The organism is Burkholderia sp. COPS (genome assembly GCF_019425585.1).
GTDB lineage: Bacteria > Pseudomonadota > Gammaproteobacteria > Burkholderiales > Burkholderiaceae > Burkholderia > Burkholderia cepacia.
In genome coordinates this window covers 21,333-45,676 of sequence record NZ_WIXR01000008.1, presented here as the reverse complement: position 1 = coordinate 45,676, position 24,344 = coordinate 21,333, and the positions used below count along the sequence as shown (strand labels likewise).

The 24,344-nt window shown below is 67.9% G+C and carries 22 protein-coding genes and 1 tRNA gene; 9 read left to right on the top strand and 14 right to left on the bottom strand.

The annotated features are described in order from the left end of the window. The first annotated feature begins 14 nt into the window (after positions 1-14). Positions 15-110 (top strand) — tRNA-Sec (locus FOZ70_RS05405). Positions 111-144: 34 nt separating this feature from the next. Here FOZ70_RS05405 and FOZ70_RS05400 read toward each other — a convergent pair. The 6 genes from FOZ70_RS05400 to FOZ70_RS05375 all read right to left on the bottom strand — a co-directional run bounded on the left by FOZ70_RS05400 (position 145) and on the right by FOZ70_RS05375 (position 5,653). Next, positions 145-891 (bottom strand): ABC transporter permease, encoded by a 747-nt coding sequence (locus FOZ70_RS05400; RefSeq protein WP_346656390.1) that lies wholly within the window; start codon positions 889-891, stop codon positions 145-147. 67 nt (positions 892-958) lie between these two features. Then, the gene (locus FOZ70_RS05395; RefSeq protein ID WP_219705128.1) at positions 959-2,149 is read right to left on the bottom strand and encodes an ABC transporter substrate-binding protein; all 1,191 of its coding nucleotides are present in this window, start codon (positions 2,147-2,149) and stop codon (positions 959-961) included. A 28-nt stretch (positions 2,150-2,177) separates the two neighbouring features. After that, entirely contained in the window at positions 2,178-2,942 is a 765-nt protein-coding gene (locus FOZ70_RS05390) for an ABC transporter ATP-binding protein (RefSeq protein ID WP_048022032.1), read from the bottom strand. Beyond that, positions 2,939-4,018: an acyl-CoA dehydrogenase family protein gene (locus FOZ70_RS05385; protein WP_219705126.1), complete on the bottom strand. Its 1,080-nt coding sequence runs from the start codon at positions 4,016-4,018 to the stop codon at positions 2,939-2,941. The genes FOZ70_RS05390 and FOZ70_RS05385 overlap by 4 nt, the downstream gene beginning before the upstream one ends. Next, positions 4,015-4,581, bottom strand: a complete 567-nt coding sequence (locus FOZ70_RS05380; protein ID WP_059649178.1) for a carboxymuconolactone decarboxylase family protein — start codon at positions 4,579-4,581, stop codon at positions 4,015-4,017. The genes FOZ70_RS05385 and FOZ70_RS05380 overlap by 4 nt, the downstream gene beginning before the upstream one ends. Before the next feature lie 91 nt (positions 4,582-4,672). Continuing rightward, positions 4,673-5,653, bottom strand: a complete 981-nt coding sequence (locus FOZ70_RS05375) for an AraC family transcriptional regulator (protein ID WP_226233633.1) — start codon at positions 5,651-5,653, stop codon at positions 4,673-4,675. Positions 5,654-6,041: 388 nt separating this feature from the next. Between FOZ70_RS05375 and FOZ70_RS05370 the strand changes: the two genes are divergently transcribed. Further along, positions 6,042-6,254, top strand: a complete 213-nt coding sequence (locus tag FOZ70_RS05370) for a hypothetical protein (RefSeq protein WP_021162876.1) — start codon at positions 6,042-6,044, stop codon at positions 6,252-6,254. 76 nt (positions 6,255-6,330) lie between these two features. Here the strand turns inward: FOZ70_RS05370 and FOZ70_RS05365 are convergent, their stop codons facing one another. The 3 genes from FOZ70_RS05365 to FOZ70_RS05355 all read right to left on the bottom strand — a co-directional run bounded on the left by FOZ70_RS05365 (position 6,331) and on the right by FOZ70_RS05355 (position 9,706). Continuing rightward, positions 6,331-6,756: an NUDIX hydrolase gene (locus FOZ70_RS05365; protein WP_021162877.1), complete on the bottom strand. Its 426-nt coding sequence runs from the start codon at positions 6,754-6,756 to the stop codon at positions 6,331-6,333. A 453-nt stretch (positions 6,757-7,209) separates the two neighbouring features. After that, on the bottom strand, positions 7,210-8,598 hold the full coding sequence (locus tag FOZ70_RS05360) for a uracil-xanthine permease family protein (protein WP_060127278.1): 1,389 nt from the start codon (positions 8,596-8,598) through the stop codon (positions 7,210-7,212). A 151-nt stretch (positions 8,599-8,749) separates the two neighbouring features. Further along, positions 8,750-9,706 carry a LysR family transcriptional regulator gene (locus FOZ70_RS05355; protein WP_219705124.1) on the bottom strand — a complete coding sequence of 319 codons (957 nt, stop codon included), beginning with the start codon at positions 9,704-9,706 and terminating at the stop codon, positions 8,750-8,752. Between the two features lie 103 nt (positions 9,707-9,809). Between FOZ70_RS05355 and FOZ70_RS05350 the strand changes: the two genes are divergently transcribed. Then, positions 9,810-10,547, top strand: coding sequence for an SDR family oxidoreductase (locus FOZ70_RS05350; protein WP_021162881.1), 738 nt, complete (start codon positions 9,810-9,812; stop codon positions 10,545-10,547). Between the two features lie 8 nt (positions 10,548-10,555). Here FOZ70_RS05350 and FOZ70_RS05345 read toward each other — a convergent pair whose 3' ends face one another. Continuing rightward, the gene (locus FOZ70_RS05345) at positions 10,556-11,551 is read right to left on the bottom strand and encodes a LysR family transcriptional regulator (RefSeq protein WP_060072346.1); all 996 of its coding nucleotides are present in this window, start codon (positions 11,549-11,551) and stop codon (positions 10,556-10,558) included. Between the two features lie 133 nt (positions 11,552-11,684). Between FOZ70_RS05345 and FOZ70_RS05340 the strand changes: the two genes are divergently transcribed. The 3 genes from FOZ70_RS05340 to FOZ70_RS05330 all read left to right on the top strand — a co-directional run bounded on the left by FOZ70_RS05340 (position 11,685) and on the right by FOZ70_RS05330 (position 14,118). Further along, entirely contained in the window at positions 11,685-12,401 is a 717-nt protein-coding gene (locus FOZ70_RS05340; protein WP_059495064.1) for an SDR family oxidoreductase, read from the top strand. A gap of 227 nt (positions 12,402-12,628) precedes the next feature. Further along, complete coding sequence (locus tag FOZ70_RS05335) at positions 12,629-12,961, top strand: putative quinol monooxygenase (RefSeq protein WP_048026491.1); 333 nt, start codon at positions 12,629-12,631, stop codon at positions 12,959-12,961. After that, on the top strand, positions 12,961-14,118 hold the full coding sequence (locus tag FOZ70_RS05330) for an iron-containing alcohol dehydrogenase (RefSeq protein ID WP_021162885.1): 1,158 nt from the start codon (positions 12,961-12,963) through the stop codon (positions 14,116-14,118). The genes FOZ70_RS05335 and FOZ70_RS05330 overlap by 1 nt, the downstream gene beginning before the upstream one ends. A gap of 96 nt (positions 14,119-14,214) precedes the next feature. Here FOZ70_RS05330 and FOZ70_RS05325 read toward each other — a convergent pair whose 3' ends face one another. Further along, positions 14,215-16,395, bottom strand: a complete 2,181-nt coding sequence (locus tag FOZ70_RS05325) for an ornithine decarboxylase (protein WP_219705122.1) — start codon at positions 16,393-16,395, stop codon at positions 14,215-14,217. A gap of 516 nt (positions 16,396-16,911) precedes the next feature. On the opposite strand from FOZ70_RS05325, the gene FOZ70_RS05320 reads away from it, so the two are divergent. Both FOZ70_RS05320 and potE read left to right on the top strand, forming a co-directional pair. After that, complete coding sequence (locus FOZ70_RS05320) at positions 16,912-19,212, top strand: Orn/Lys/Arg decarboxylase N-terminal domain-containing protein (protein WP_219705121.1); 2,301 nt, start codon at positions 16,912-16,914, stop codon at positions 19,210-19,212. 118 nt (positions 19,213-19,330) lie between these two features. Next, positions 19,331-20,716, top strand: a complete 1,386-nt coding sequence (gene potE, locus FOZ70_RS05315; RefSeq protein ID WP_021162888.1) for a putrescine-ornithine antiporter — start codon at positions 19,331-19,333, stop codon at positions 20,714-20,716. A 15-nt stretch (positions 20,717-20,731) separates the two neighbouring features. Here potE and FOZ70_RS05310 read toward each other — a convergent pair whose 3' ends face one another. Further along, positions 20,732-21,640, bottom strand: a complete 909-nt coding sequence (locus FOZ70_RS05310; protein WP_219705119.1) for a LysR family transcriptional regulator — start codon at positions 21,638-21,640, stop codon at positions 20,732-20,734. 174 nt (positions 21,641-21,814) lie between these two features. On the opposite strand from FOZ70_RS05310, the gene FOZ70_RS05305 reads away from it, so the two are divergent. Next, positions 21,815-22,399, top strand: a complete 585-nt coding sequence (locus tag FOZ70_RS05305; RefSeq protein WP_060218164.1) for a putative glycolipid-binding domain-containing protein — start codon at positions 21,815-21,817, stop codon at positions 22,397-22,399. Between the two features lie 46 nt (positions 22,400-22,445). Here the strand turns inward: FOZ70_RS05305 and FOZ70_RS05300 are convergent, their stop codons facing one another. Beyond that, positions 22,446-23,438, bottom strand: coding sequence for a sulfonate ABC transporter substrate-binding protein (locus tag FOZ70_RS05300; RefSeq protein WP_060224373.1), 993 nt, complete (start codon positions 23,436-23,438; stop codon positions 22,446-22,448). Positions 23,439-23,833: 395 nt separating this feature from the next. Beyond that, on the bottom strand, positions 23,834-24,241 hold the full coding sequence (locus FOZ70_RS05295) for a DUF427 domain-containing protein (protein WP_048026487.1): 408 nt from the start codon (positions 24,239-24,241) through the stop codon (positions 23,834-23,836). Positions 24,242-24,344: the final 103 nt, after the last annotated feature.

Here is a 24,344-nt window from a genome sequence, read left to right as displayed (position 1 = left end):
TTTTTTCCCGCGACGGAAGGCATTCGTATCCGGTGGTACGGCTGGACTTCAAATCCAGTTGGGGGTGTCAGACACTCCCGGGTAGGTTCGACTCCTGCTGCCTTCCGCCACGCAACGCATCCCCGACTCTCCGGAATCTACCGATCACCCCCCGGACATATCGCTCGACAGCCGGGCCGCGACCGCGCGCGCGGCCAGATCGAGCAGGAAACCGAGCACGCCGATCACGAGGATCACGGCCGTCAGCTCCGAATACGCGAGCCGGTCGCGCGTGTCGAGAATCAGGTAGCCGAGCCCCGCGCTCACGCCGAGCATTTCCGCCGGGACCAGCACGATCCACAAGATGCCGATCGCGAGGCGCACGCCGGTGAGCACATGCGCGGCGATACCCGGCACGTAGATGTGCCAGAGCATTTCCGCGCGCGTCGCGGCAAGGCTTTCGCCAAGCTGGACCCAGCGTCGGTCGAGATGCGCGACACCCGATGCGGTGCTCATCACCAGCGGCCACACCGCGGCGAAAGCGAGCAGGAAATACACCGCGCGATCGCCGACGCCGAGCGACATCACTGCAAGCGGCATCCACGAAAGCGGCGAGATCATGCGAAGAAACTGCAGCGTCGGCGACAGCGTCCGTTCGAGCCAGCGCAGACGGCCGATCGCGAATCCCAACGGCACGCCGACCACGAGCGCCCACGCCAGCCCGACGGTGATGCGCCTGAGGCTGGTCGCCACATGCACGAGCAGCTGGTCCTCGGCGACGAGCGACGGCAGCGCTTCGAACGCACGCTGCGGCGCGAATTGCGCGGCCATCGCGTTGTGGCCCGCGAGCAGCGTGACGGCGAGCCACCAAAGCGCCAGGGCGGCTGCCAGTCCCGCACCGCCCAGCACGATGCTGCGCCAGTGCGCGGACGCGGGCGCCGGACGCCGCGCCGCCGCCGACGTTTCCCGAACGAGCACGCTAGACAACGATCGTCTCCTTGCGTGCATAACCGCCATCCTGGCCGAACGCGGACAAGCCACCCAGCGCTTCGATGCTCTTCTTCACGAACCGGTCGTCGACCAGATCGCCGGCGACCCGTTTCGGATCGAGCGACGCGAGGAACTGGCTCGCGCCTTCCACCTGGGTCGTTTTCAACCGGCGCACGAGTTCTTCCGTATAGCTCGGATACGGATACGGCTGGAAGTCGATGCGCTTCACGCCCCAGTTCGCGTGCTGGATCGCGCGATCGCCGAGATAGCGCCCCTGATCGGCTGCTTGCGGTGCGAGCACGCGGGCGAGCAGTTGCGAAGGATGCGGCGTGTAGCGGTTCGGGCCTTCCTTCGACAACAGCCTGGCCGCCTCTTGCGGATGGGTGCGCGTCCACAGCTGGGCGTTGACGATCGCATCGACGACCTTCTGCGACCACGCCGCGCGTTGCGTCAGGTCCTGCTCGTGCATGAAGATCACGCAGCATGCGTGGTTGCGCCACACGTCGCCCGTGAAGCGGAGAATCTTGCCGACGTTCAGCTGCTCGGCGGCCGCGTTGAACGGTTCGGCGACGATATATCCGGCGATCTTTTTCGACGCCAGCGCGGGCGGCATGTCGGACGGCGCCATCACGACCAGGTTGACTTCCTTCGGCCCCGGCTGCCCCGACTGCTTGAGCACGGGCGCGAGACCCTGCGCGCGCAGCAGGTCCTGCAGCACGACGTTATGCACCGAATACCAGAACGGTACCGCAACCGTCTTGCCACCGAGGTCCGCGACGGTGTTTACGTCGGGCGCAACCGTCAGCGCAGAGCCGTTTACGTGATTCCATGCGACGACCTTCGCGGGCGCCTTGCTGCCGTAGCGCGCCCACACGGTCATCGGCGACAGCAGATGCACGACGTTGACCTGTCCCGACAGAAACGCCTCGACCAGCTGCGCCCAGCTTCGCAGCAGCGTCGGCTTCTCCGCCTGGATGCCGGCCGCGTCGAAGTAGCCGTTGTTGTGTGCGACGAGCAGCGGCGCTGCATCGGTGATCGGCAGGTAGCCGATGCGAACGGGCGCATTCGGATCGGCTGCCGCGCGCGCGTCGGATGCCTTCAGCAGCGGCGCCGCGCCCGCGACGGTAAAGAGCGACGCGAGCTTCAGCCATTCGCGTCGTGACATCGGTACGTTGCACATGAGGATTCCCCGCTGGTATCGGCCGGATTCAGGCGGCTGCTGAAATCGAGTTCTGCAGCGCCTGGAGAATGGAGATGCGCAGCTCGCCGAGCGAGCGCACTTGCGTGTGCCGCGGCTGCGGCAGTTCGACGGCCCAGCGTCCGACCAGCGTGCCTCGCTTGCCGAGCAGCACGATCCGATCGGCGACGAGCAGCGCTTCGTCGATATCGTGCGTGACGAGAAGCGCGGACGCGCCGGTGTTGCGCACCGCGGCAATCAGGAGCTGCTGCATGTCGGCGCGGGTCACTTCGTCGAGCGCGCCGAACGGTTCGTCGAGCAGCAGCGCGCGCGGCGCCCGCGCGAGGCAGCGCGCCAGCGCCGCGCGCTGTGCCATGCCGCCCGACAACTGCGACGGCAGCGCGTGCCGTGCATGGTCGAGCCCGACGGCGGCCAATGCGTTCGTCACGCGTTCCTTGCGGTCTGCACGTGTCAGGTGCGGTTGACGCGCGAAGGTCAGCCCGAACCCCACGTTCCGCTCGACCGTGAGCCATGGCAGCAGGCACGGGTCCTGAAACGCGAGGGCGACCTCCGGGCGCGGGCCGTCGACGGGCTCGCCATCGACGCGAATCGTGCCGGATGCGGTTCGCGTCAGGCCGGCGATGGCCCGCAACAGCGACGACTTCCCGCACCCGCTCGGCCCGAGCAGCGCAACGAGTTCGCCGGGCGCAACCGACAGGTCGACGCCGTTCAGCACGCTGCGCGATCCGTACCGCAACGTGACGCCGTTCGCGACGATATGCGCGCCTTGCGTCATGCTGCCACCGCCCGTCGATGCCGCGCGAGCTGCGATTTCAACTGCACGAGGCTCGGCGTCACGATCGGGATGAACGACGCTTCGCGCACGCGCCGCGCGCTGCCGCTCTGGCCGCGCAGATAGCCGCGGCCTCCGGTCGCTTGCACTTCGAGCGAGACCGCCTGCGAGACGGTCTCGACGAGCGCGATGCGCAGTTCGAACATCGTCGCGGGTGAGCGGAAGAAGGTGCCGTCGAGCACGCCGCGCTTCAACTGCGCGGCCTGATCGGCGAGCGTCGTTTCGAGTTCGCGAATTTCCGCGCCGATCGACGCGCGCGACGGCGCGCTGGCATCCAGCGTGGCCAGCAATGCACGCCGCGCCAGCCCGATCGACATCCCGCATTGCAAGCCGAGAAACGCCGGGCGCACGCGCGCGAGCCAGGCCGGGGCGTCGGCCGCAAGGCGGTACGATTCGTCGAGGACGGTATCGCTCACGCGCAGCGCGGCCGTATTGCTCGCGCGCAGGCCGATCAGGTCGAGATCGTCGCTGCGCTCGACGCCCCGCGCGTCGTGCGGAATCGCGAAGACGGACGGCGGCGTACCGTCGTCGTGATCGAACGCTGCCGCGGCGATGAAGCCTTCGCGCCGCAGGTTCGTGATCCACGGCAGGCTGCCGTTCAGCACGAATGCGTTGCCGCTGCGGGCCGCGTGCATCTGCAACGGCTCGATGTCGGACAGGTACTTCATCGCGTTCGAAAGACCGGTGGCGCCCGCCACTTCGCCGTCGAGCAGCGGCGTCAGCCAACGCGCGCGCAGCGCGTCGTTGTCGCTCTGCAGTACGTATTCGATGAAGGTGCGATGTCCCCACAGCACGAATGCGGCCGTCAATGAGCGTTGCGCGACGGCGGCCACCGTGTCGATCGCGTCCGCGATCGTGCCGCCCGTGCCGCCCATGACCTCCGGCACACCAACGGCGACGGTGCGCGAGCGCACCAGCTGCGGCAGGATGTCCGCCGCACGCGACGAGTCGACGTCGATCGCGTCGGCATTTGCTTCGAGCCATGCGTCGAACGCATCGGAGCTCGCCGGCGCGGTCATGCTGCGCGCGCCGTCGGCTCCCAGCGATACGCTTCGAGCTGCGGATTCAGTTCGTTGCGCGCCAGGTTGTTCGCGAAGTTGCAAAGCGTCGCGAGGCTCACGCCGAGTACCACTTCAAGCGCGCCGGCATCGCTGTAGCCGGCCGCCTTGAACGCGGCGAGCGCTTCGTCGGACACGGCGCCGCGCGTCGCGATCACGTCGCGCGTGAACGTGGCGACCGCATCGAGGCGCGCGTCGGACAACGGGCGCTGGGCGCGGACCTCGTCGACGAGCTCGGCGGGCAATTGCGCCTTCTTCAGCGCGACGGCCGTATGGCCGGCCACGCAGAAACCGCAGCCATGAACGGCGGCGGCGGTGATCTGCACGATTTCGCGCTCGGCCAGCGTGAGGCCGCTGCGTGAGTTGATTTCACCGACGGTCAGGTACGTTTCGAGCGCAACCGGTGCATTGGCGAGTGCGGCTACGAGATTCGGCAGGAAGCCGTTGGCGGCTTGCGACTTCTGGAGAAACGGGCGGCTGGCTTCGGGCGCGCTTTCGACGGTTTGGAGGGGCAGGCGGCTCATGGCATCCTCGATCGGAAAGCCGTCATTGTTGGCGGCGCCGGTCGAGCCGGCAATGCGCGGCCGTCTCTGTTTCATGCGCGTTTGTCTCGCGTCAATGCACGGGTGTCGCGCCGGTGCGCTCCGGGGCGCGGCGGCAGGTGCCGGGCGGCAGGCCGGTGACGCGCTTGAATGCCTGCGCAAAGGCGGATTCCGACTGATAGCCGACATGCTCGGCCGTGCTGAGCGTGGATGCCCCCTGCCGCAGCATCTCGGCCGCGACCTTCATGCGCAGCAGCGCAAGGAACTGCGCGGGCGGCTGTCCACATGCCTGCGCGAACTGCTTGCAGAAGCGCGCGCGGGACATGTGGCAAAACGCGGCCATCGTGTGCGTGGTCCAGTCGTCGCCGGGTTTCTCGATGATCGCGCCGACGAGCGGCGTAAATTCGGCGCGCCGCATGACCGACCACAGGCCCGGCGCAAAGTCGTCGCTGCTCGCGACGGCACGGAGTGCATAGAAGAACAGCGCATCCGTCAGACGATTGACGAGCGGCGACGGTGCATCCTGGGCACGCGCCGCTTCGGTGCGGATCAGGTCGAACAGCGTGCGCGCGCCCGCCAGCTTCGCGTCGTCGTGGCGCGCCAGGAGGTGGTCGGGCAGCAGGCCGGCGATCGCGTCGCCAAGATCGGAACGAAACTCGAAGAAACCGCATGCCAGCGCGACATCGCCCGGTGATGACGCCGGCTCGGCAAGCGGCGTCATCGTGCCGATCCGTACCGTGTATTCGTCGTCGGACGGCGCAATCGCGTCGGGCGTCAGGCAATGCGTCATGTCGTGCATCAGGAACACCGCGTCGCCGGCGACGAGTCGCGTGCTGTGCGCGGCACGGCCGTTCCGGGCGGGCAGGTGCAACCAGCATGCGCCTTCGAGCACGAGGTGGAAGCTCGCGCGCTGATGGCCGGCCGTCGATGCGCGATAGACGCCGCAATACCGGCCCACGTGAAACAGCGTGCTGCGCAGTTCGAGTCCGGAGAGCAGCCAGTCGGCGGCCTGTTCGGCGGAGTTCGGCATGGTGGGCGAAGGCGGGGAAGCCATTGGGAAGTCGACGGCGGGTTCCGAGCTTAGCGCCGCGACGTTGTGCGGTAAAACAAGCGATCGTGGAATGCATATGGGCGTGCGGCATATGCGTTCTTGGGTGGCCGGCGCCGGCTTGGCCGAGCCGGATTGCCGATCCGTTCCGGCCACTCGCGGATGTGTGCATGCCGACGTCAGCGATACCGGGCACGTTCCCGGGACACCGAGACTGCAATCCGGAGCGGCATCTTTGACAACAGCTCGCCCGGGCGGCCGTGATCGATAAAACTTGATCGGTAGAAGCACTGAAGCTTCAATGATTTTTTTCCGGGCTATAGTGGGATCACTGAAGGTAGGCGCGGCGTTCTTTGCCGATACCGTTCAGGTAATGACTGTAGACGGGTGCTGCATGCAAAATAAAATCGACAAGACCACCGGACCGATCTGGGGCGTGGCTGCAGGATTGCTTCTCGCGGCCGCAGGATTGAGTCTCGGCATATTCCCGGCGTCCCTGCACGGTTCGGGTAGCGCAAACGACTTCATGGCGTCCGGTGCCGCGATGCTGGGCATCTTCCTCGTCGTCTATTCCACGCGCGAATTACGCAGGAAGCGCATGCACTGAGCGGTCGTGCGTCGCGGGTTCACGACCAGCGACTCGAGCCGGCCGCCGGCCGACCGATGCGCTCGTCCGTCGCGCGCTACGCCTTGCGGATTTCGTGTTGATGGACGAGTTCGACGATTCGCTTCGTCGGAATGCTTGCGCGCAATCCGTCGACGCCGTCGATCGGAAACCACTTGCATTTCTCGATCTCGTTGTTCGCTTGCGGTGTCTGGTCCGGGGCGACTTCCGCGAAGAACACGTGATGGATCTTTGCGAGCCCGGTGAACTGCATCGAATAGACGAGATTCTGGCCGGTTATGCCGGTTTCTTCGGACAACTCGCGATGCGCGGCTTCGAGCGGCGATTCCCCGCGCTTGATCGTGCCGCCGGGAAGAGCCCAGCGCGACGCCGCGCGGGCGACGAGCAGGACTCGTTCACCGCGGTAGCAGACGACGGTCGCGCGTTCCTTGACGGGGACGGCAGGCGTCTCGGGGGCGTTGTTGGGGGCAGGGGCTCGAGGCATGTCGTGATTCTAACCAGCACAAATCGATCGGCCAAGGCGGCATGACCGGGTTTGACCTTTGATCGCCGCCGACACGGGGTCGATAAACCCGGGGTACGCTGAAAGCGCAGTTCGGCGTGCGCGTTTCGTGGGGTGTGGCTGGTGGCTTGTGCCGCGCCGGACGCCCTTGCGATGGCGGGCTGCTGCCGGTTCACGACGTGGTGGCTGTCGTGCGTACGCTGCTGCAATTGTCCGATGCGGCGTTCGTACGGGACGGTGATGCCGGCGATAGCGGCCGAGCGGTTTCAGGCGCGCCGCAGCACCGCGTGGAATCGGGGCAACGGGTGGCGCGAGCGGAGTCGGCCGGTTGGCGATACGCCGATCGCGTTGCCCGCACCGGGCGCAGCGGGTGCCGGCCGGTACGACGCGCGGTGCGGCCCGTCAGGCGTACCGCGCGTCGTGGGGCTCATCCGCTTACTTCTTTTCCGGCAGGAACCAGTTCATCACGAGCGCGCAGATGCCGCCCGTCGCTACGCCCGATTCCAGCACGTTCTTCAGCGCGTGCGGCAGGCTGTTGAGGATGTCCGGCACCTGCGACACGCCGAGGCCGAGCGCGAGCGACACCGCGATGATCAGCAGCGCGCGGCGATCGAGCTGGACGCCCGCGAGGATGTTGATGCCCGATGCGGCCACCGCGCCGAACATCACCATCGCCGCGCCGCCGAGCACGGGTTCCGGCACGGCCTGCAGCACGCCGGCGACGACCGGGAACAGGCCGAGCACCACGAGCATCCCCGCGATCCAGATGCCGACGTGGCGGCTGGCGACGCCGGTGATCTGGATCACGCCGTTGTTCTGCGCGAACACCGAGCTCGGGAACGTGTTGAACGCACCGGCCAGCAGCGAGTTTGCGCCGTTGACGAGCACGCCGCCCTTGATCCGCTGCATCCACACCGGGCCCTCGACCGGCTCGTTCGAGATCTTGCTGGTGGCCGTGACGTCGCCGATCGCTTCGAGCGACGTGACGAGGTAGATGATCAGCATCGGCACGAACAGCGACCACGAGAAGCCGATGCCGAAGTGCAGCGGCGTCGGGACCTGGAACAGCGCGGCCTGGTGCATGCCGGTGAAGTCGAGGCGGCCGAGGAACGCGGCCGCGAGATAACCGATGACGAGCGCGATGACCAGCGCGGTGCTGCGCACCCACACGATCGGCACGCGGTTCAGCAGGATGATCGTGCCGAGCACGAGGCCGGACAACGTCAGGTTCTCCGCGCTCGCGAAGGTGCCGTTGGCCATCGCGCCGAAGCCGCCGCCCATGCTGATGAGGCCGACCTTGATCAGCGTGAGGCCGATCAGCAGCACGACGATGCCGGTGACGAGCGGCGTGATCAGGCGCTTCACGAACGGCAGGATGCGCGACACGCCCATTTCGACGAACGATCCGGCAATCACGACGCCGAAGATCGCGGCCATCACGGTTTCGACCGGCGTGCCTTGCTTGACCATCAGGCTGCCGCCGGCGATCAGCGGGCCGACGAAGTTGAAGCTGGTGCCCTGGACGATCAGCAGGCCGGCGCCCAGCGGGCCGAAGCGCTTGCACTGGACGAAGGTGGCGATGCCGGAAATCACCAGCGACATCGACACGATGAGGGTCGTATCGCGGCTGGACACGCCGAGCGCCTGGCAGATCAGCAGGCCGGGCGTGACGATCGGCACGATGATCGCCAGCAGGTGCTGCAGCGCTGCGATGAAGGCGACCATCGGCGCCGGCCGGTCGTTCGGGCCGTAGACGAGGTCGCGGGCCGCACCTGCGGCGTCGGCGCCATGAGCGGCGGGTTGGGCGGAGGAGGCGGGTTGCATGGCGAGCGGGCCGGACAAGGTGGAAAGTGCGGCATTTTAGCCGAACGGCCCGCCGGCGCCGCCGGGTGGCGCCGCAATAGCGGGAATTCGGCGGATCGGTAAAACGGTGGCGGATCGGCACCCGGGCGGCCGTGACCGCGACGCCCGCCGGTCAGCGGGGCTGCCGCGATGCGCGCGCGGCCGAGTTGGCGGTCGCGGCGGTCGTCGCATGGAACCCGGGCAGCCCGGGAATCCGCTGCTCCATGAACTGCAGGAACGTGCGGGTCCTGAGCGGCAGATACCGGCGCGATGCATACACGAGGTGCAGCGCATGCGGCGGCACCATGTCCCACTTCGGCAGCAACCGGACGAGTTGGCCGCTGTCGATCAGGTCCTGAACCAGCCACGCCGGCCCGCTGCCCACCGCGTTCCCGGCGAGAAAGCATTCCCGCAGCGCCATCGAGCTGTTCACGCGATACCGGCCGCGCACCGGAACGGCGACCTGCTCGTCGCCGCGGGCGAATGCCAGTTCGTTGCCGATGTCCGCGCGTGCGTAGCCGACGTACGCGTGCCGCGCGAGGTCTTCCGGCCGGCGGAGCCTCGGTGCCTGCGCGACGTACTTCGGCGTGGCGACCAGCAGGCGGGGCGACGACGCGATGGGGCGCGCCACGACATCCGGCGGCAGCAGGTGGCCGAGGCGAATGGCGACGTCGACGCCTTCTTCGACCAGGTCGATCACGCGATCGGTCAATTGCAGCTCGACCTCGATCTCCGGCCATGCGGCGAGGAATTCGAGCACGAGCGCATTCAGCCTCAGCTCGCCCAGCCCCAGCGGTGCATTGACGACCAGCTTGCCGACCGGCCGCACCGTTTGCCCGCGCACCTCGGCCACCGCGCTCGCGTATTCGTCGATCACGCGCTTGCAGCGATCGTAGAACCGGCGGCCTTCGTCGGTGGGCGCGAGGCTCGTGGTCGAGCGTTCGAGCAGGCGGACGCCGAGTTCCTTTTCGAACGCGGCGACGATCTTGCTGATCGTCGGCTGGCCGGTGCCTTCCTCGCGCGCGACCGCCGAGAAATTGCCGAGCTCGATGGCGCGGACGAACACGCGCATGGATCGCAGCGATTCCATCTTATTCCTTTCGGGAATGAACCTTATTCAAGTCTCCCACGTTCCTGCGCAATGGAGAATGACCTAACGTTCGCGAACCTTCAATCCCTGACGAGGAGTCGACATGAACGAGGCAACGCAATCTTCGGCACTGGACGGTGCGCACGTCGTGATATTCGGCGGAAGCTCCGGAATCGGCCTCGAGGCCGCGGCCGCCGCGAAGGCGAAAGGCGCGAGCGTCACGCTGGTCGGCCGGACCCGCGCGAAGCTCGAGGCCGCCGCGCAAGCGATCGGCGGCGCGCGCATCGCGGTGGCCGACATCGCGGACCGGCAGGCGGTGCAGGCCGTATTCGACGCGCTCACGCGCGTCGATCACCTGGTCGTCACGGCCGGCCGGTTCATTGCGGGCAAGCTGAATGAGACCGATCCCGATCACCTGCTCGCCGCGCTGCAGGAACGTATCGCCGGGCCGGTCTACGCGATCCGGGCCGCGTTGCCGCTGATGCCGGCGACCGGCTCGATCGTGCTGACCGGCGGGCAACTGTCGGATCGTCCGGCCGCGCACGGCACGTCCGTCATCGCCGCCGCCGTGCGCGGCGTCGAGGCGCTGGCGCAGTCGCTCGCGCTGGAACTGAAGCCGATTCGCGTGAACGTCGTCGCGCCCGGCTTCGTCGAGACGCCGCTGTACGACGCGTTCGGCGCGGAAGCGCGCGACACGATTCTCGCGGGTGCGGCGTCGGCTTTGCCCGGCGGCCGGGTCGGGCGTGCCGATGAAGTGGGGGAGGCGATCGCGTTCCTGCTGGGCAACGGCTTCATGAACGGCGAGATCCTGCACATCGACGGCGGCGGCCGGCTGGTCTGAACCGCGTGTCAGCCTGCGGCGCGCGGGCCGGTGCGGCGTGCCGGCGGGCGTGATGTGTGCGATGTGTGCGGTGTGCGGGAATCCGGATACGCGCGCTGGCAGACGGCGATGACCGCATCGCGCAGGCGGCGATGCACGGGGTCGCCGTGCATGCGCGGATGCCACAGCGCGGAAACGAGGATCCCGGGCAGGCGCACCGGGATCTCGAAGCTGCGCAGCCCGAGGGCGTCCGTGAGCCCCGGCGAGAACGCGTTGCCGAGGCTCGAGCGCGGCACGAGCGCGATCAGGTCGGTGCTGGCCGCGACACGCATCGCATCGGGGTAGCCCGGTACGACGACGCGCACGGCGTCGCCCTGGCCGGCCCCGCCGGCCGGGTCGTCGGCCGGCCCGCCGAAATCGCCGAGCTGCGACGCGATCACGTGACGGCAGGCCGCATAACGCGCGGGCGTGATCCTGCCCGATGCGAACAGCGGATGCCCGGCGCGTGCCACCGCGACGTGCCAGTCGTGAAACAGCATGCGTGTGTGCAGTTCGGGGGCATCGTCGCCGCGTTTGCCGATTTCCAGATCGACGGCGCCGTCGCGCAGCGCTTGCGGATCGCGGTCGGGTTTCGGGACGAAGCGGATGCGCACCTGCGGCGCGATTTCGCCGAGTGCGGCGACCACCGGGCCGGACAGCATTTCCATGAACGATGCGGCCGCGCGGATGGTGAACGTGGACGCGTGCGTTGCCAGATCCACGTCGGCCGTCGCCGGCCGCAGCACCGCGCGCGCATCGGTTGCGATCGCGTGCACGCGGTCGCGCAACGCGGCTGCGTGCGGCGTCGGCACGAGCTTGCGCCCGGCGCGCACGAGCAGCTGATCGCCGGTGGACACCCGCAGCCGCGTGAGCGTGCGGCTCATCGCGGACGTGCTCAGGCCGAGCCGGCGCGCGGCGCCGGTCACGCTGCCTTCCGACAGCAGCACGTCGAGCGCGGTGACGAGGTTCAGGTCGATGTCTTCCATGGCGACAGGATACGCCACTGCACGATGTGACATGGCGTTCGGTGCAACTATGGTTTGAGTCGGGTGCGTCTGGCGCCTGTCGGGATGCGCACCTATAGTGGCTGCATGACGCAACCCGGCAAAGGCGGACACCATGCAATCGACTGTATCGAGTAAAAACGCACCGACGATCCTGCTCGTCGCGGCCTCGCGCGGCCTCGGCCTCGCGATGGCGGAGCAATTCCTGGGCAAGGGCTGGAGCGTCACGGGCACCGTGCGCGAAGGATCGGGGCGCACGCGGTTGCACGACCTCGCCGACCGGTTCGACGGCCGGCTCGACATCGAGACGCTCGACATCTGCGAGCCGGCGCAACTGGCGGCGCTGCGCGAGCGGCTGTCGGGCCGGCGCTTCGACATGCTGTTCGTGAATGCGGGAACGACGAACGAGCCGACCGAAACGATCGGCGAAGTGACGACCGACGAGTTCGTGCGCGTGATGGTCACGAATGCGCTGGCGCCGATGCGCGTGATCGAGACGCTGCAGGATTGCGTGACCGCGGACGGCCTGATCGGTGCGATGTCGTCGGGGCAGGGCAGCGTCGCGAACAACGTCAGCGGGATGCGCGAGGTCTATCGCGGCAGCAAGGCCGCGCTGAACCAGTTCATGCGCAGCTTCGCGGCGCGCCAGGCCGATACGCGGCGTGCGATGGTGCTGATGGCACCCGGCTGGGTCCGTACGGAGCTGGGCGGGCCGGATGCGCGCCTGACGATCGAGGAAAGCGTGCCGAGCCTCGTCGACGTGCTGGTCGCCAAGCGGGCGCGCCCGGGGCTCGAGTATCTCGACTATCTGGGGCGCACGGTGCCGTGGTAATCGTCACGGCGGGCTCCCCGCTGCGATCCGCCGCCTCGTGATCGGGGCGCGGGTTTCGCCAGGCCTTTTGCGGCCCGATGCCGGCTCTGCGAAGACCGTGCGGATTCAATACAATGCGACGACAAGCCAGTGACACGGCGTTGCGCCGTCGCGTTCGAATCCCCCGGTTCGCCGCGCATCGTGTGCGTCCCCGTCGTGACGGCCCCCAGTCGAACACGGAGCGCAACATGAACGAACCCTACCTGCAGGTCATCGCGCATTTCTTCGCCAAACCCGGCAACGGCGACCGCGTGCTCGAACTGCTCGCGGAACTCGCGCCGGCGACGCGTACCGAGCCGCAGAACCTCGACTACGCGTATTTCCGGTCGGCGGAGGATCCCGACCACATCGTGATCCTCGAACGCTACCGCTACGCGGACGGCCTCGACGTGCATCGGGATACGCCGCATTTCCAGCGGATCGGTGTTGGCGCGATCTTTCCGTTGCTTGATCGCCGCGACGTGTTGCGCTTCATGGTGCAGCCGGACACCGGCACGGCGACGTCGCCGGGAGGCGCCTGATGAACCCGTTTCAATTCCGTACCGTGCCGACGCAGGTCGTCGAATTCGGCGCCGCGCGCCGGCTCGGCGCGTTGTTGCGTGAACGTTTTCCGGCGCTCGTGCGGCTGTGCGTCGTCACCGATGCGTTCCTGCATCGCAGCGGCGTGCTCGCGCCGGCGCTGGAGAGTCTCGCCGCGCACGGCTGGCAGGTCACCGTGATCGACGACGTGATCGCCGATCCGCCCGAGCACGTGGTGCTGGACGCGACCGAGCGGGCCGTCGCGGCCGATGCCGAGATCGTGCTCGGCCTGGGCGGCGGATCGTCGATGGACGTCGCGAAGCTGATCGCGGTGCTCGTGCCCGGGCAGCAGGCGCTGGCCGACATGTACGGCGTCGACAAGGTCACGAGCGCGCGGCTGCCGCTCGTGCAGATGCCGACGACCGCCGGCACGGGCTCCGAAGTGACGGCCGTGTCGATCGTCACGGTCGGCGAGGCGCGCAAGATGGGCGTCGTGTCGCCGCACCTGTTCGCGGATGTCGCGATCCTCGACGCCGAGCTGACGCTCGGCCTGCCGCGCGCGGCGACGGCCGCGACGGGCATCGACGCGATGGTGCATGCGATCGAGGCCTACACGTCCGCGCGGCTGAAGAACCCGGTGTCCGACATGCTGGCCGTGCACGCGCTGACGCTGCTGTCGCGCAACCTGCTCGCGGCGTGCGACGACGGCCACGACCGCCACGCGCGCGAGGCAATGCTGGTCGGCGCGATGTTCGCGGGGCAGGCGTTCGCGAATGCGCCGGTCGCGGCCGTGCACGCGCTGGCCTATCCGGTCGGCGGGATCTTCCATGTGCCGCACGGGCTGTCGAATGCGCTCGTGCTGCCGCACGTGCTGCGTTTCAACGCACCGGCCGCCGCACCGCTGTATGCGGAACTCGCGGCGATCGTCGCGCCGTCGGCGACGGGCAGCGACGAAGCGCGTACGCACGCGCTGATCGGCGAGATCGACCGGCTGATCGCCGCGACGGGCATTCCGCGCACGCTGCGCGAGGTCGGTATCGGCGAGGCCGACCTGCCGAGGATGGCGTCGGACGCGATGCTGCAGACGCGCCTGCTCGTGAACAACCCGCGCGAGGTGACGGAAGCAGACGCGCTGGAGATTTACCGGCAGGCGTGGTGACGGGGCGGGCGCGGCGCGCCGCCCGCCACGCATTCACGTCACGATGCCCGCGCCGTCCGGCAGTCCCGAAGCACAGCTGCCGCACTGCCCGCCGGGTTATGCGCTCGACGCGTCGGCGCCGGCCGCCACCACATACGCCGACGCCTGTTTCGTGCCGTCCGGCTGCGTTTGCAGATAGACGCCCTGGATTTCCGGCTCGAAACCCGGCAGCGCGTTGATCCCGGCTTCGAGCGCGCGGAAGTAGTCGAGCGCCGGGCCGCTCCAGACTTCGCCGGGCACCACGCAGAAGATGCCGGGCGGATAGGGCAGTGCGCCTTCCGTCGCGATCCGGCCTTCGATGCGATCGAGCGTGACGAGTTCGACGTTGTTGCGGATCAGCTCGGCGTTCGCGGCCTGCGGCAGCATCGCCTGCTTCGGAAATCGTGCGCGCCGGAACATCAGCTTCTGCAGATGCTTCATGTCGTGGCTGCGGTAGAAGTCGTGCATCCGCTGGCACAGCTGCCGCAGGCGCATGTTGCCGTACAGCTCCGGATACGCTTCGCACAGCGACGGAATCGCTTCGCGCAGCGGCGTGTCCTGGTCGAGATGCCGTTCGAACTGCGCGAGGTGCGCGACCAGGTGCTGCAGCTTGCCGAAGCTTTCCGACGGCGTGAGCAGGAACAGGATCGTGTACAGGTCGGCCTTCTCGGGCACGACGCCGTGCTCGCGCAGGTAGCGCGCGAGGATCGGCGCCGGCGCGCCGAACGACGCGTACTCGTGCGTATCGCGATCGATGCCGGGTGTCGTCAGCAGCAGCTTGCACGGGTCGACGAAATACTGGTCGTCCGCATAACCCTCGAAGCCGTGCCAGGTATCGGCCGGGTGGAAGCGGAAGAAGCGCAGGTCGTCGACGATCTGCTCGGTCGGGTAGTCGGCCCACGGGCGGCCGTCGACGTTCTGCGGCACGAACGGACGGATCTGGCGGCAGGTCTTGAGCAGCAGCTTGCGCGCGTCGACGCCGTGCGCGACGCAGTCGCGCCACAGGCGCTTGCCGGCCGGGCCCGCGTGCATTTGCGCGTTGACGTCGAGCGCCGCGAACATCGGGTAGAACGGGCTCGTCGACGCATGGATCATGTACGCGTTGTTGAAGCGCCGGTGATCGCAGAAGCGTTTCTGGCCTTCGATGTGGCTGTCCTTCTTGTGGATCTGCGACGTCTGCGAGAAGCCGGCCTGCTGCTTGTGCACCGACTGCGTGACGAAGATGCCGGGATCGTCGGGGCCGAGCGCGAGCATCAGCGGCGAGCAGTCCTGCATCATCGGGATGAACTGCTCGTAGCCGACCCACGCCGAATCGAACAGGATGTAGTCGCACAGATGCCCGATCCGGTCGACGATCTCGCGCGCGTTGTAGATCGTGCCGTCGTAGGTGCCGAGCTGGATCACCGCGAGCCGGAACGGGCGCGGCCGGTCGGCGCGCTCCGGCGCGACGTCGCGGATCGCGTCGCGAATGCGCGCCTCGTCGAGCGCCGCGCTGTCGACGCCGCCGATGAGGCCCCACGCGTTGCGCGCGGTTTCGAGGTAGACCGGGCGCGCGCCCGACAGCACGAGCGCGCCGAGATGCACCGACTTGTGGTTGTTGCGGTCGAACAGCACGAGATCGTCGGGGGCGAGCAGTGCGCTCGTGACGACCTTGTTCGACGTCGACGTGCCGTTCAGCACGAAATACGTCTTGTCCGCGTTGTAGATCCGCGCGGCATTACGCTGCGCTTCCAGCGCGGGGCCTTCGTGGATCAGCAGATCGCCGAGCCGGACATCCGCGTTGCAGAGGTCGGCGCGAAAGATCGTCTCGCCGAAGAAGTCGAAGAACATCCGGCCGAGCGGATGATTCGAGAAGAACTGGCCGCCCTGGTGGCCGGGGCAGTCGAACTCCACATAGCCGCGCTGAACGTATTCGCGCATCACCTTGAAGAACGGCGGCAGCAGGTTCTCGCTGTAGATGTCGGCGGCGGCGGAGATCTGCCGGCCGTAGTAGTGGCGGCCGCCATGACGGAGCTGGATCACGCCGCTCGCGCTCGGCAGGACCGACGGCGGCACTTCCTGGCCGGGCTCGACCGCGACGAAGAACGGAATCGCGAACCCGGTTCGTTCGACGGTTTTCAGCACCTGTTGCGCCGAATCGATTCCGACCACGATTGCCGCGATATTCGTGAAATCGGTCTGAAATACATCGACCTGTTCATGCGTGGTGAGGAAGGCGCCGATCAGCGCCGGCTCGACTGCGATTTTCAACAGGCTCACGCGAATTCTCCCGTAAATGTGCTGAAACGGGAGCCGCATTCGCACGGGCGCGTAATCCGCATAATCCGGCACGCGCCGCAGCCGATTGAAATGCTCCCGCGAATGCTGAATGCCGAATGACGCACGGCGCGCCGCGCGCAGAGGCCTTGCGCGGCGCCGTGCAGCCGCCGCCGGTCAACGCACGGCGCAGCCGATCGTAGCAACAAAACCCTGCGAATTCAATCGACCGGAATTGCCGGTCCGGCTGCCGGGTGAAAGCACTCGAATAATCGGGAATGCGCGTGTTGCAATGCACATCAAAATGAACCGGGCGTGAAATGCGATTTGAAAACGGCTGACAGTTTCACCGAATCGTCTGCTTTTCATCAAAAGGCATCTATGGCATAGTCGGCTCCGAATTGGATGGCGAATCAAACCGGATTGGCGAGCGTCTCACGCCGCGGCCCGTGGCCTGCTGTCCGCGTGCTCGTGAGACCGATCACACTAACGAAGCATCGGAACAACGAGGGCAACAACATGAATACGTCCGTCGGTGGCATTCGTCGTCTCGGCATGCGCGCGCTTCTGGTCGACGACGAGATCACGCAGGAAACGGCGACCGGGCGCGCGGTCCGCACGCTGAGCGCGGAGCTCGCACAGCGCGACATCGACGTGCTCACGGCAACCTCGGCCGACGATGCGATCATGCTGATCCGCTCCGATCCGTCGATCCAGTGCGTGCTGCTCGACTGGGATCTCGGCGTGGACGGCCACGGGCCGTCCGAGGCCGTGCTCGACGCGGTCCGCCATCGCAACGGCAAGGTGCCGATCTTCCTGCTGGCCGACCGCAGCGTCGCATCGACGGTGCCGTCCGCGGTGATGGGCCAGGTCGACGATTTCGTGTGGCTGCTCGAAGATACCGCCGACTTCATCGGCGGGCGCATCCATGCGGCGATCGAACGCTATCGCGCCACCGTGCTGCCGCCGATGTTCGGCGCGCTCGCGAAATTCTCGCGCGTCTACGAGTACTCATGGCATACACCCGGCCACACGGGCGGCACGGGTTTCCTGAAATCGCCGGTGGGCCGCGCGTTCTTCGAATACTTCGGCGAAGCGCTGTTCCGTTCCGACCTGTCGATCTCGGTCGGCGAGCTCGGTTCGCTGCTCGACCACTCGGGGCCGATCGGCGAGAGCGAGCGCTACGCGGCACGCGTGTTCGGCGCGCATCGCACGTATCACGTGACGAACGGCTCGTCGACGTCGAACCGCATCATCCTGATGGCGAGCGTGAGCCGCGACCAGATCGCGCTGTGCGACCGCAACTGCCACAAGTCGGCCGAACACGCGATGACGATGTCGGGTGCGATCCCGACCTACCTCGTGCCGACGCGCAACCGCTACGGGATCATCGGGCCGATCGCGTCCGAGCGCCTCACGCAGACGGCGATCCGCGAGGCGATCGCGTCGAATCCGCTCACGGCCGGGCTCGCCGATCGCCAGCCGAAGCATGCGATCGTCACCAACTCGACGTACGACGGCCTGTGCTACAACGTCGCGCGCGTCGAGGAGCTGCTCGGCGCGAGCGTCGATCGATTGCATTTCGACGAGGCCTGGTATGGCTACGCGCGTTTCAATCCGCTCTACCGCGATCGCCACGCGATGCACGGCGACCTGCGCGACCACCATGCGGACCGCCCGACGGTGTTCGCGACGCAGTCGACGCACAAGCTGCTGACCGCGCTGTCGCAGGCGTCGTACATCCACGTGCGCGACGGCCGCAATCCGATCCCGCATGGTCAGTTTAACGAAACATTCATGATGCACGCGTCGACGTCGCCGAACTACGCGATCATCGCGTCGAACGACGTCGCGGCCGCGATGATGGACGGCCCCGGCGGCGCGGCGCTCACGCACGAGTCGATCGAGGAGGCCGTCGCGTTCCGGCAGATGATCGCGCGGATGAACAGCGAGTTCGGCGCCAAAGGCGACTGGTTCTTCGAATGCTGGCAACCGGACACCGTGCTCGAGACGCGCACGGGCCGCACGCTCCCGTTCCACGATGCGCCGCCCGAGCTGCTCGCGAGCGATCCGTCGTGCTGGGTGCTGCGCCCCGGCGCGCAATGGCACGGCTTCGGCAACATCGAGGACGGCTACTGCATGCTCGATCCGATCAAGGTGTCGATCGTCACGCCGGGTGTCGCGCCGGCCGGCGGCCTGATGCCGGTCGGCATTCCGGCGAGCGTTCTGACCGCGTATCTCGATGCGCGCGGGATCGTCGTCGAGAAGACGACCGACTTCACGATCCTGTTCCTGTTCTCGATCGGCATCACGAAAGGCAAGTGGGGCTCGCTCGTCAGCGCGCTGTGCGACTTCAAGCGCGACTACGACGCGAACCTGCCGCTCGACATGGCGATTCCGTCGCTCGCGAAGGCGCATGGTTCGCGCTATGCGGGCATGGGGCTGAAGGACCTGGCCGACACGATGTTCGCGGCGATGGAGCAGCTCGGCACGACGCGGCTGATGTCGGAAGCCTTCTCGATCCTGCCGAAGCCGGAGATGAGCCCGGTGCGCGCGTACGAGCATCTGGTGCAGGGCCGCGTCGAGCAGGTCACGCTCGAGGAACTGGCCGGACGCACGGTCGCCACCGGCGTCGTGCCGTATCCGCCGGGCATTCCGCTGCTGATGCCCGGCGAGAACGCGGGGCCGGCCGGCGGCCCGGTGCTCGGTTACCTGAAGGCGCTCGAGGCGTATGACCGGCGCTTCCCGGGCTTCGCGCACGACACCCACGGCGTGGAAGTCGAGGACGGCACGTACCGCGTGTACTGCCTGGCGGCCTGAGCATCCGGCCGGGCGAACGGGTCAACCCGCGAACACGCGAACACGCGAACACGCGAACACGCGAACACGCGAGCAGGCGACCGGCCGCGCGGCGGCCTCACATCGAAGGATCGACATCATGGAAAACGCAGCGCGCATGTCCGACGCGGCCACGGCGGCCGCGCCGAAGAACCGGATGAACGTCTGGCAGCTGACCATCCTCACGGCGGTCAACATGATGGGCTCCGGCATCATCCTGCTGCCGTCGAAGCTCGCGCAGGTCGGCACGATCTCGCTGCTGTCGTGGATCGTCACGGCCGGCGGCTCGCTCGCGCTGGCCTATGCGTTCGCGCGCTGCGGCATGCTGAGCCGCAAGCCGGGCGGGATGGGCGGCTACGCGGAATACGCGTTCGGCAAGGCCGGCAACTACATGGCGAACTACACGTACGGGCTGTCGCTGGTGATCGCCAACGTCGCGATCGGCGTGACGGCAGTCGGCTACGGCACCGTGCTGTTCGACGCGACGCTGTCGCCGCTGCAAACCGGCCTGTGGACGATCTTCCTGCTCGTGCTGACGACGGTCGCGAACTTCGGCGGCTCGCGCATCACCGGCCGGATCGGCGCGGTGACGGTGTGGGGCGTGATCATTCCGGTCGTCGCCGTGTCGCTGATCGGCTGGTTCTGGTTCAGCGGCGCGACCTGGGGCGCCGCGTGGAATCCGAACAACCTGCCGTTCGGGCCGGCCGTCAGCAGCTCGATCGCGGTGACGCTGTGGGCGTTCCTCGGGCTCGAATCCGCGTGCGCGAACTCGGACGCGGTCGAGAATCCGGAGCGCAACGTGCCGATCGCCGTGCTCGGCGGCACGATCGCGTCGGCGATCTTCTACATCGTGTCGACCAACGTGATCGCAGGGATCGTGCCCAACGCGATCCTCGCGAAGTCGAACGCACCGTTCGGCATTGCGTTCGCGACGATGTTCACGCCGACGGTCGGCACGATCGTCACCGCGCTGATGGTGATCGCGTGCATCGGCTCGCTGCTCGGCTGGCAGTTCACGGTCGCGCAGGTGTTCAAGAGTTCGGCGGACGTCGGTTATTTCCTGCCGGTGTTCGCGAAGGCGACCCGCACCGGCACGCCGATCGTCGGGATGGTGATCCTGCTCGTCGCGCAGGTCGCGCTCGCGCTGATGACGATCAGCCCGGAACTGAGCAGCCAGTTCCAGAAGATCGTCGATCTGGCCGTCGTCACGAACCTCGTGCCTTACGTGATGTCGATGGCCGCGCTGATCACGATCCAGAAGGTCGCGAAGGTGCCGCCGGCGAAGGCGCTGCTGACGAACGTGATCGCGATGGTGGCCACCGCGTACAGCTTCTATGCGCTGTTCAGCTCGGGCGAGCAGGCGTTGATGCTCGGTGGCCTGTGCGTGTTCCTGGGCTGGACGCTGTTCGGTTTCGTCAGCGCGCGCTTCTACCAGATGGAAGTCGACGCGCACGTGAAGGAGCCGGGGAAGTCGCTGCAGGCTTGACGGCGGCCGCCGTCGTCAGCGGGCGGCGCGGGCCAGCAGCGGCGGGATGTCCTGTTTCAGCACGTCGACGACGGCCCGCACGCGCTGCGGCAGCGGCCGCTGCGCGTGGACGAGCACGTTGAGCGCGAAGTCGGGAATCGCGTAGCGCGGCAGGAGCTCGACGAGCGTGCCGGCCGCGAGCGCGTCGGCGCAGGCCGGGTGCTGGACCACGCCGATGCCGCCGCCCGCCGCGATCGTGTCGAACATCGGCCGCCAGTGGCTCGTCGTCATGATCGTGCGGATGCGCGCGTATTCGAGCGGGCCGCCGTCGTGCTGCACGGGCAGCCGTTCGCTCGCGAAGACGCCTTTCACGCGGATGAACGGATGGTTGGCCAGATCGGCCGCCGTGTCGATCGGGCCGCACCGGTCGAGATACGACGGCGCGGCGACGAGCCGGCGGCCCACCGCGCCGACCGGGTGCGCGACGAACCCGCCGTCGCCGAGCTGTCCGACGCGGATCGAGATGTCGACGCCTTCCGTGACCGGATCGACGATGTCGTCGTTCAGGACCAGATCGATGTGCAGGCCCGGATACGCGGTGCGGACATGCATCAGCACGCCCGGCAGCACGACCTCGCCGAAGCATTGCGGCGCCGCGAGCCGGATCGTGCCGTCGAGCGCGGTTTCCGTCTTCGAGACCGATGCGACCGCATCGTCGGCCGCTTCGAGCAGCGCCTTGCTGCGGTCGTAGAAGATCCGGCCTTCTTCCGTGCACACGAGGGTGCGCGCACTGCGCATCAGAAGCCGTGTGCCGAGATGCTTCTCGAGCCGTTCGATACGCTCGCTGACGGCCGGCTGGCCCATGTCGAGATCGCGCGCCGCGCCGGACATCGTGCCGCGCTCGACGACCCTGACGTAGATGCGCATCGTCGCCAGCAAATCCATGAAGTCGCGCCCCTTGTCCGGTTCCGGTTGATGCCGATCGACGGATGGTACCAAAGCACGGCTGAATGAAGGTGCGGAGCGACCCGATACTGACCATCGGTTGCGCAGGCCGCGTGTGTTCGCCGGTGCGATGGGCGACAATCGGCTTCCGTGCGATCGACTGGAGACGACGACATGACGCAACAGGATGAAGCGGTGCGCACGCGCTGCGTCGCATGGCAGATCGTGCAGACCTGGCAGGCGGCCGAATGGTGCAGGCTCGTCGAGTCGCGAACGGGTATCGGCTTGTCGGGGTCGGTGTCGGGTGCGATCGACGGCGCGCCGTTTCGTGTCGATTACGCGATCTCGTGCGGTGCCGACTGGCTCACGCGCGCGGCACGCATCACGCAGTGGGGCGGCACGCAGCCGCCACGGCAGCGGGATATTGCGTGCGACGCAGGGCGCTGGACGATCGACGGCGTCGACGTACCGGCGCTCGCGGGCGCGACCGATATCGATCTCGGTTTCAGCCCGTCGACGAACACGTTGCCGATCCGGCGGCTCGGGCTGGCCGTCGGCGAGGCGGCCGTGATCCATACCGCGTGGCTGCGCTTCCCCGAATTCGAGTTCGTGCGCGGCGAGCAGCGTTATACCCGCGCGGCGGAACACGTGTACCGCTACGAAAGCGGCACGTATGCGGCCGATATCGCGGTCGACGAAGCGGGCCTCGTCACCGACTACGACGAATGGCGACGCATCGGCGCGGCCTCCGCGCGCTGACGCACGCGGGCCGCGTCGTGCCGTGCCGTGCGTCAGCGGCAGTGCATCAGCGTGCGCTGGCCACCGACAGCTTGCCGGGAATCAGCTTCAGCGCGCTGAACGCGTCGGCGATGTTCTGCTGATACGCGAGCGTCGCGTCGCTGATCGGCTGCACGCCATAACCGGCGCGCTTGAGCGCGACTTCGAGCGTCGGCGCGTCGAGGCCGACGAGCGGCGACAGTTGCGCGGCGACTTCCGTCACATGGTCGCGTGCCCAGCGGTCGACCGCGTCGACTTCGTCGAGCAGCGCGCGCAGCACCTGCGGATGAGCGGCCGCGTATTTTCGGGCGGCGAGGTAGTACTGCGTATTGCGCACGAGCCCTTCGCCGTTCGCGATCACGCGCGCGCCGATCTGCCGCTCGGCGGCGGCCAGGTACGGATCCCAGATCACCCACGCATCGACGTTGCGCTGCACGAACGCGGCGCGCGCGTCGGCGGGCGTCAGGTAGATCGGCTGGATGTCGGCATACGTCAGGCCCGCGTGTTCGAGTGCCTTCACGAGCAGGTAGTGGACGTTCGAGCCTTTGTTGAACGCCACCTTCTTGCCGCGCAGCTGCGCGACGTTGCGGATCGGCGAATCGGGCAGCACGACGATCGCCTCGCCCTGTGGCGCGGGCGGCTCGTTGCCGATGTAGACGAAATCGACGCCGCCCGCCTGCGCGAAGATCGGTGGCGTCTCGCCGACCGTGCCGACGTCGATCGCGCCGGCGTTCAGGCCCTCGAGCAATTGCGGGCCGGCCGGAAATTCGAGCCATTGCACCGTGACGCCCTGGCTCGCGAGCCGCTTTTCCAGTGTGCCGCGTGCCTTGAGCACGACGAAGTTGCCGTATTTCTGGAAGCCGACGCGCAGCCGCGTGCCGCTGTCTTGCGCGTACGCGGGCAGGCCGGCGAGCGGGCCGAGCGCGAGCCCGGCCAGCCCGGCGGCCGCGCCTTGCAGCCAGTGGCGGCGATGCGGGTTCGCCGGTGTCGGTTCAACGTCTGCGTGCGGTGTGTCGTTCATCGAGGCGTCCTGCGGGCGAAGGAGCGGGCCGCGCGCGAAGGGCGACGCGGTCGGCGCAGGGCGGGGCCGGATGCGGGCGCTGCACGCCACGGGCCGGCCCGCGCCGGACTCGTGACGATACGTCCGCCCGCACCGGCGGCCAACCAACGAATGCGCATATGCAAATCAGCGGTGGACGCGTTGTCGGCTTTCGCTCCGGCGATCGGTGCAAAAACCCGCCGGGACGAGCCGGAACCCGCAGCGACGAGCCGAAACGTGGTCAAACCGCGGCTGGAACACGGCCGGAACGCGGCCGGAACGGCGCGGCATGGCAGGCCGCCCCGGAGAAATCGCCGCGTCACACGCGTGGCCGCCCGGCGTTCGACGAGCCGCTGCCTGAACCGCTGCCGCGACGCTCAATCGGAGCCGGTCGGGCTTTCCTCGATCGAATCGACGCGATCCGGATAGAACGCGAGATGCCCGCGGATCGCGTCGACGGCCGGATAGGGCGCCTCGTAGGTCCAGACGGCATTGACCGCGCGTTCGCCGCCGACCGGGATCGAGTAGTACGCGCAGTCGCCCTTGTACGGGCAGTAGGTCGCGTGATCGGTGCGCAGCAGCAGCGTCAGGTCGGCGTCCTCGCGCGGGATGTACAGCACGGCCGGGTAGGCGGCTTCGCGCAGCGCCAGCGCGCGGCGCGTGTCGGCGACGATCCGGCCGGCCGCCTTGACCACGACCCGCCGCGGGTGCGATTCGATCGTGATCGGGTGATCGGGGCCCGGCGTCTTCACCGGGCGAGCAGGCGTATCGGGGCTGACAGGCATGGTGTGTCCTCCTGGAATCGGCGGCGCGACGGGATGCGCGCCGGCGTTGGCCAGCCGATACGATGCGCCCATTTCGGCGAACCTGCACGGGGCCGGAAGAGAC

Coding starts and splice junctions, on each gene's coding strand:
- FOZ70_RS05395 (WP_219705128.1), bottom strand. CDS start 2,149: ATGTGCAACGTACCGATGTCACGACGCGAATGGCTGAAGCTCGCGTCG.
- FOZ70_RS05390 (WP_048022032.1), bottom strand. CDS start 2,942: ATGACGCAAGGCGCGCATATCGTCGCGAACGGCGTCACGTTGCGGTAC.
- FOZ70_RS05385 (WP_219705126.1), bottom strand. CDS start 4,018: ATGACCGCGCCGGCGAGCTCCGATGCGTTCGACGCATGGCTCGAAGCA.
- FOZ70_RS05380 (WP_059649178.1), bottom strand. CDS start 4,581: ATGAGCCGCCTGCCCCTCCAAACCGTCGAAAGCGCGCCCGAAGCCAGC.
- FOZ70_RS05375 (WP_226233633.1), bottom strand. CDS start 5,653: ATGGCTTCCCCGCCTTCGCCCACCATGCCGAACTCCGCCGAACAGGCC.
- FOZ70_RS05370 (WP_021162876.1), top strand. CDS start 6,042: ATGCAAAATAAAATCGACAAGACCACCGGACCGATCTGGGGCGTGGCT.
- FOZ70_RS05365 (WP_021162877.1), bottom strand. CDS start 6,756: ATGCCTCGAGCCCCTGCCCCCAACAACGCCCCCGAGACGCCTGCCGTC.
- FOZ70_RS05360 (WP_060127278.1), bottom strand. CDS start 8,598: ATGCAACCCGCCTCCTCCGCCCAACCCGCCGCTCATGGCGCCGACGCC.
- FOZ70_RS05355 (WP_219705124.1), bottom strand. CDS start 9,706: ATGGAATCGCTGCGATCCATGCGCGTGTTCGTCCGCGCCATCGAGCTC.
- FOZ70_RS05350 (WP_021162881.1), top strand. CDS start 9,810: ATGAACGAGGCAACGCAATCTTCGGCACTGGACGGTGCGCACGTCGTG.
- FOZ70_RS05345 (WP_060072346.1), bottom strand. CDS start 11,551: ATGGAAGACATCGACCTGAACCTCGTCACCGCGCTCGACGTGCTGCTG.
- FOZ70_RS05340 (WP_059495064.1), top strand. CDS start 11,685: ATGCAATCGACTGTATCGAGTAAAAACGCACCGACGATCCTGCTCGTC.
- FOZ70_RS05335 (WP_048026491.1), top strand. CDS start 12,629: ATGAACGAACCCTACCTGCAGGTCATCGCGCATTTCTTCGCCAAACCC.
- FOZ70_RS05330 (WP_021162885.1), top strand. CDS start 12,961: ATGAACCCGTTTCAATTCCGTACCGTGCCGACGCAGGTCGTCGAATTC.
- FOZ70_RS05320 (WP_219705121.1), top strand. CDS start 16,912: ATGAATACGTCCGTCGGTGGCATTCGTCGTCTCGGCATGCGCGCGCTT.
- potE (WP_021162888.1), top strand. CDS start 19,331: ATGGAAAACGCAGCGCGCATGTCCGACGCGGCCACGGCGGCCGCGCCG.
- FOZ70_RS05310 (WP_219705119.1), bottom strand. CDS start 21,640: ATGGATTTGCTGGCGACGATGCGCATCTACGTCAGGGTCGTCGAGCGC.
- FOZ70_RS05305 (WP_060218164.1), top strand. CDS start 21,815: ATGACGCAACAGGATGAAGCGGTGCGCACGCGCTGCGTCGCATGGCAG.
- FOZ70_RS05300 (WP_060224373.1), bottom strand. CDS start 23,438: ATGAACGACACACCGCACGCAGACGTTGAACCGACACCGGCGAACCCG.
- FOZ70_RS05295 (WP_048026487.1), bottom strand. CDS start 24,241: ATGCCTGTCAGCCCCGATACGCCTGCTCGCCCGGTGAAGACGCCGGGC.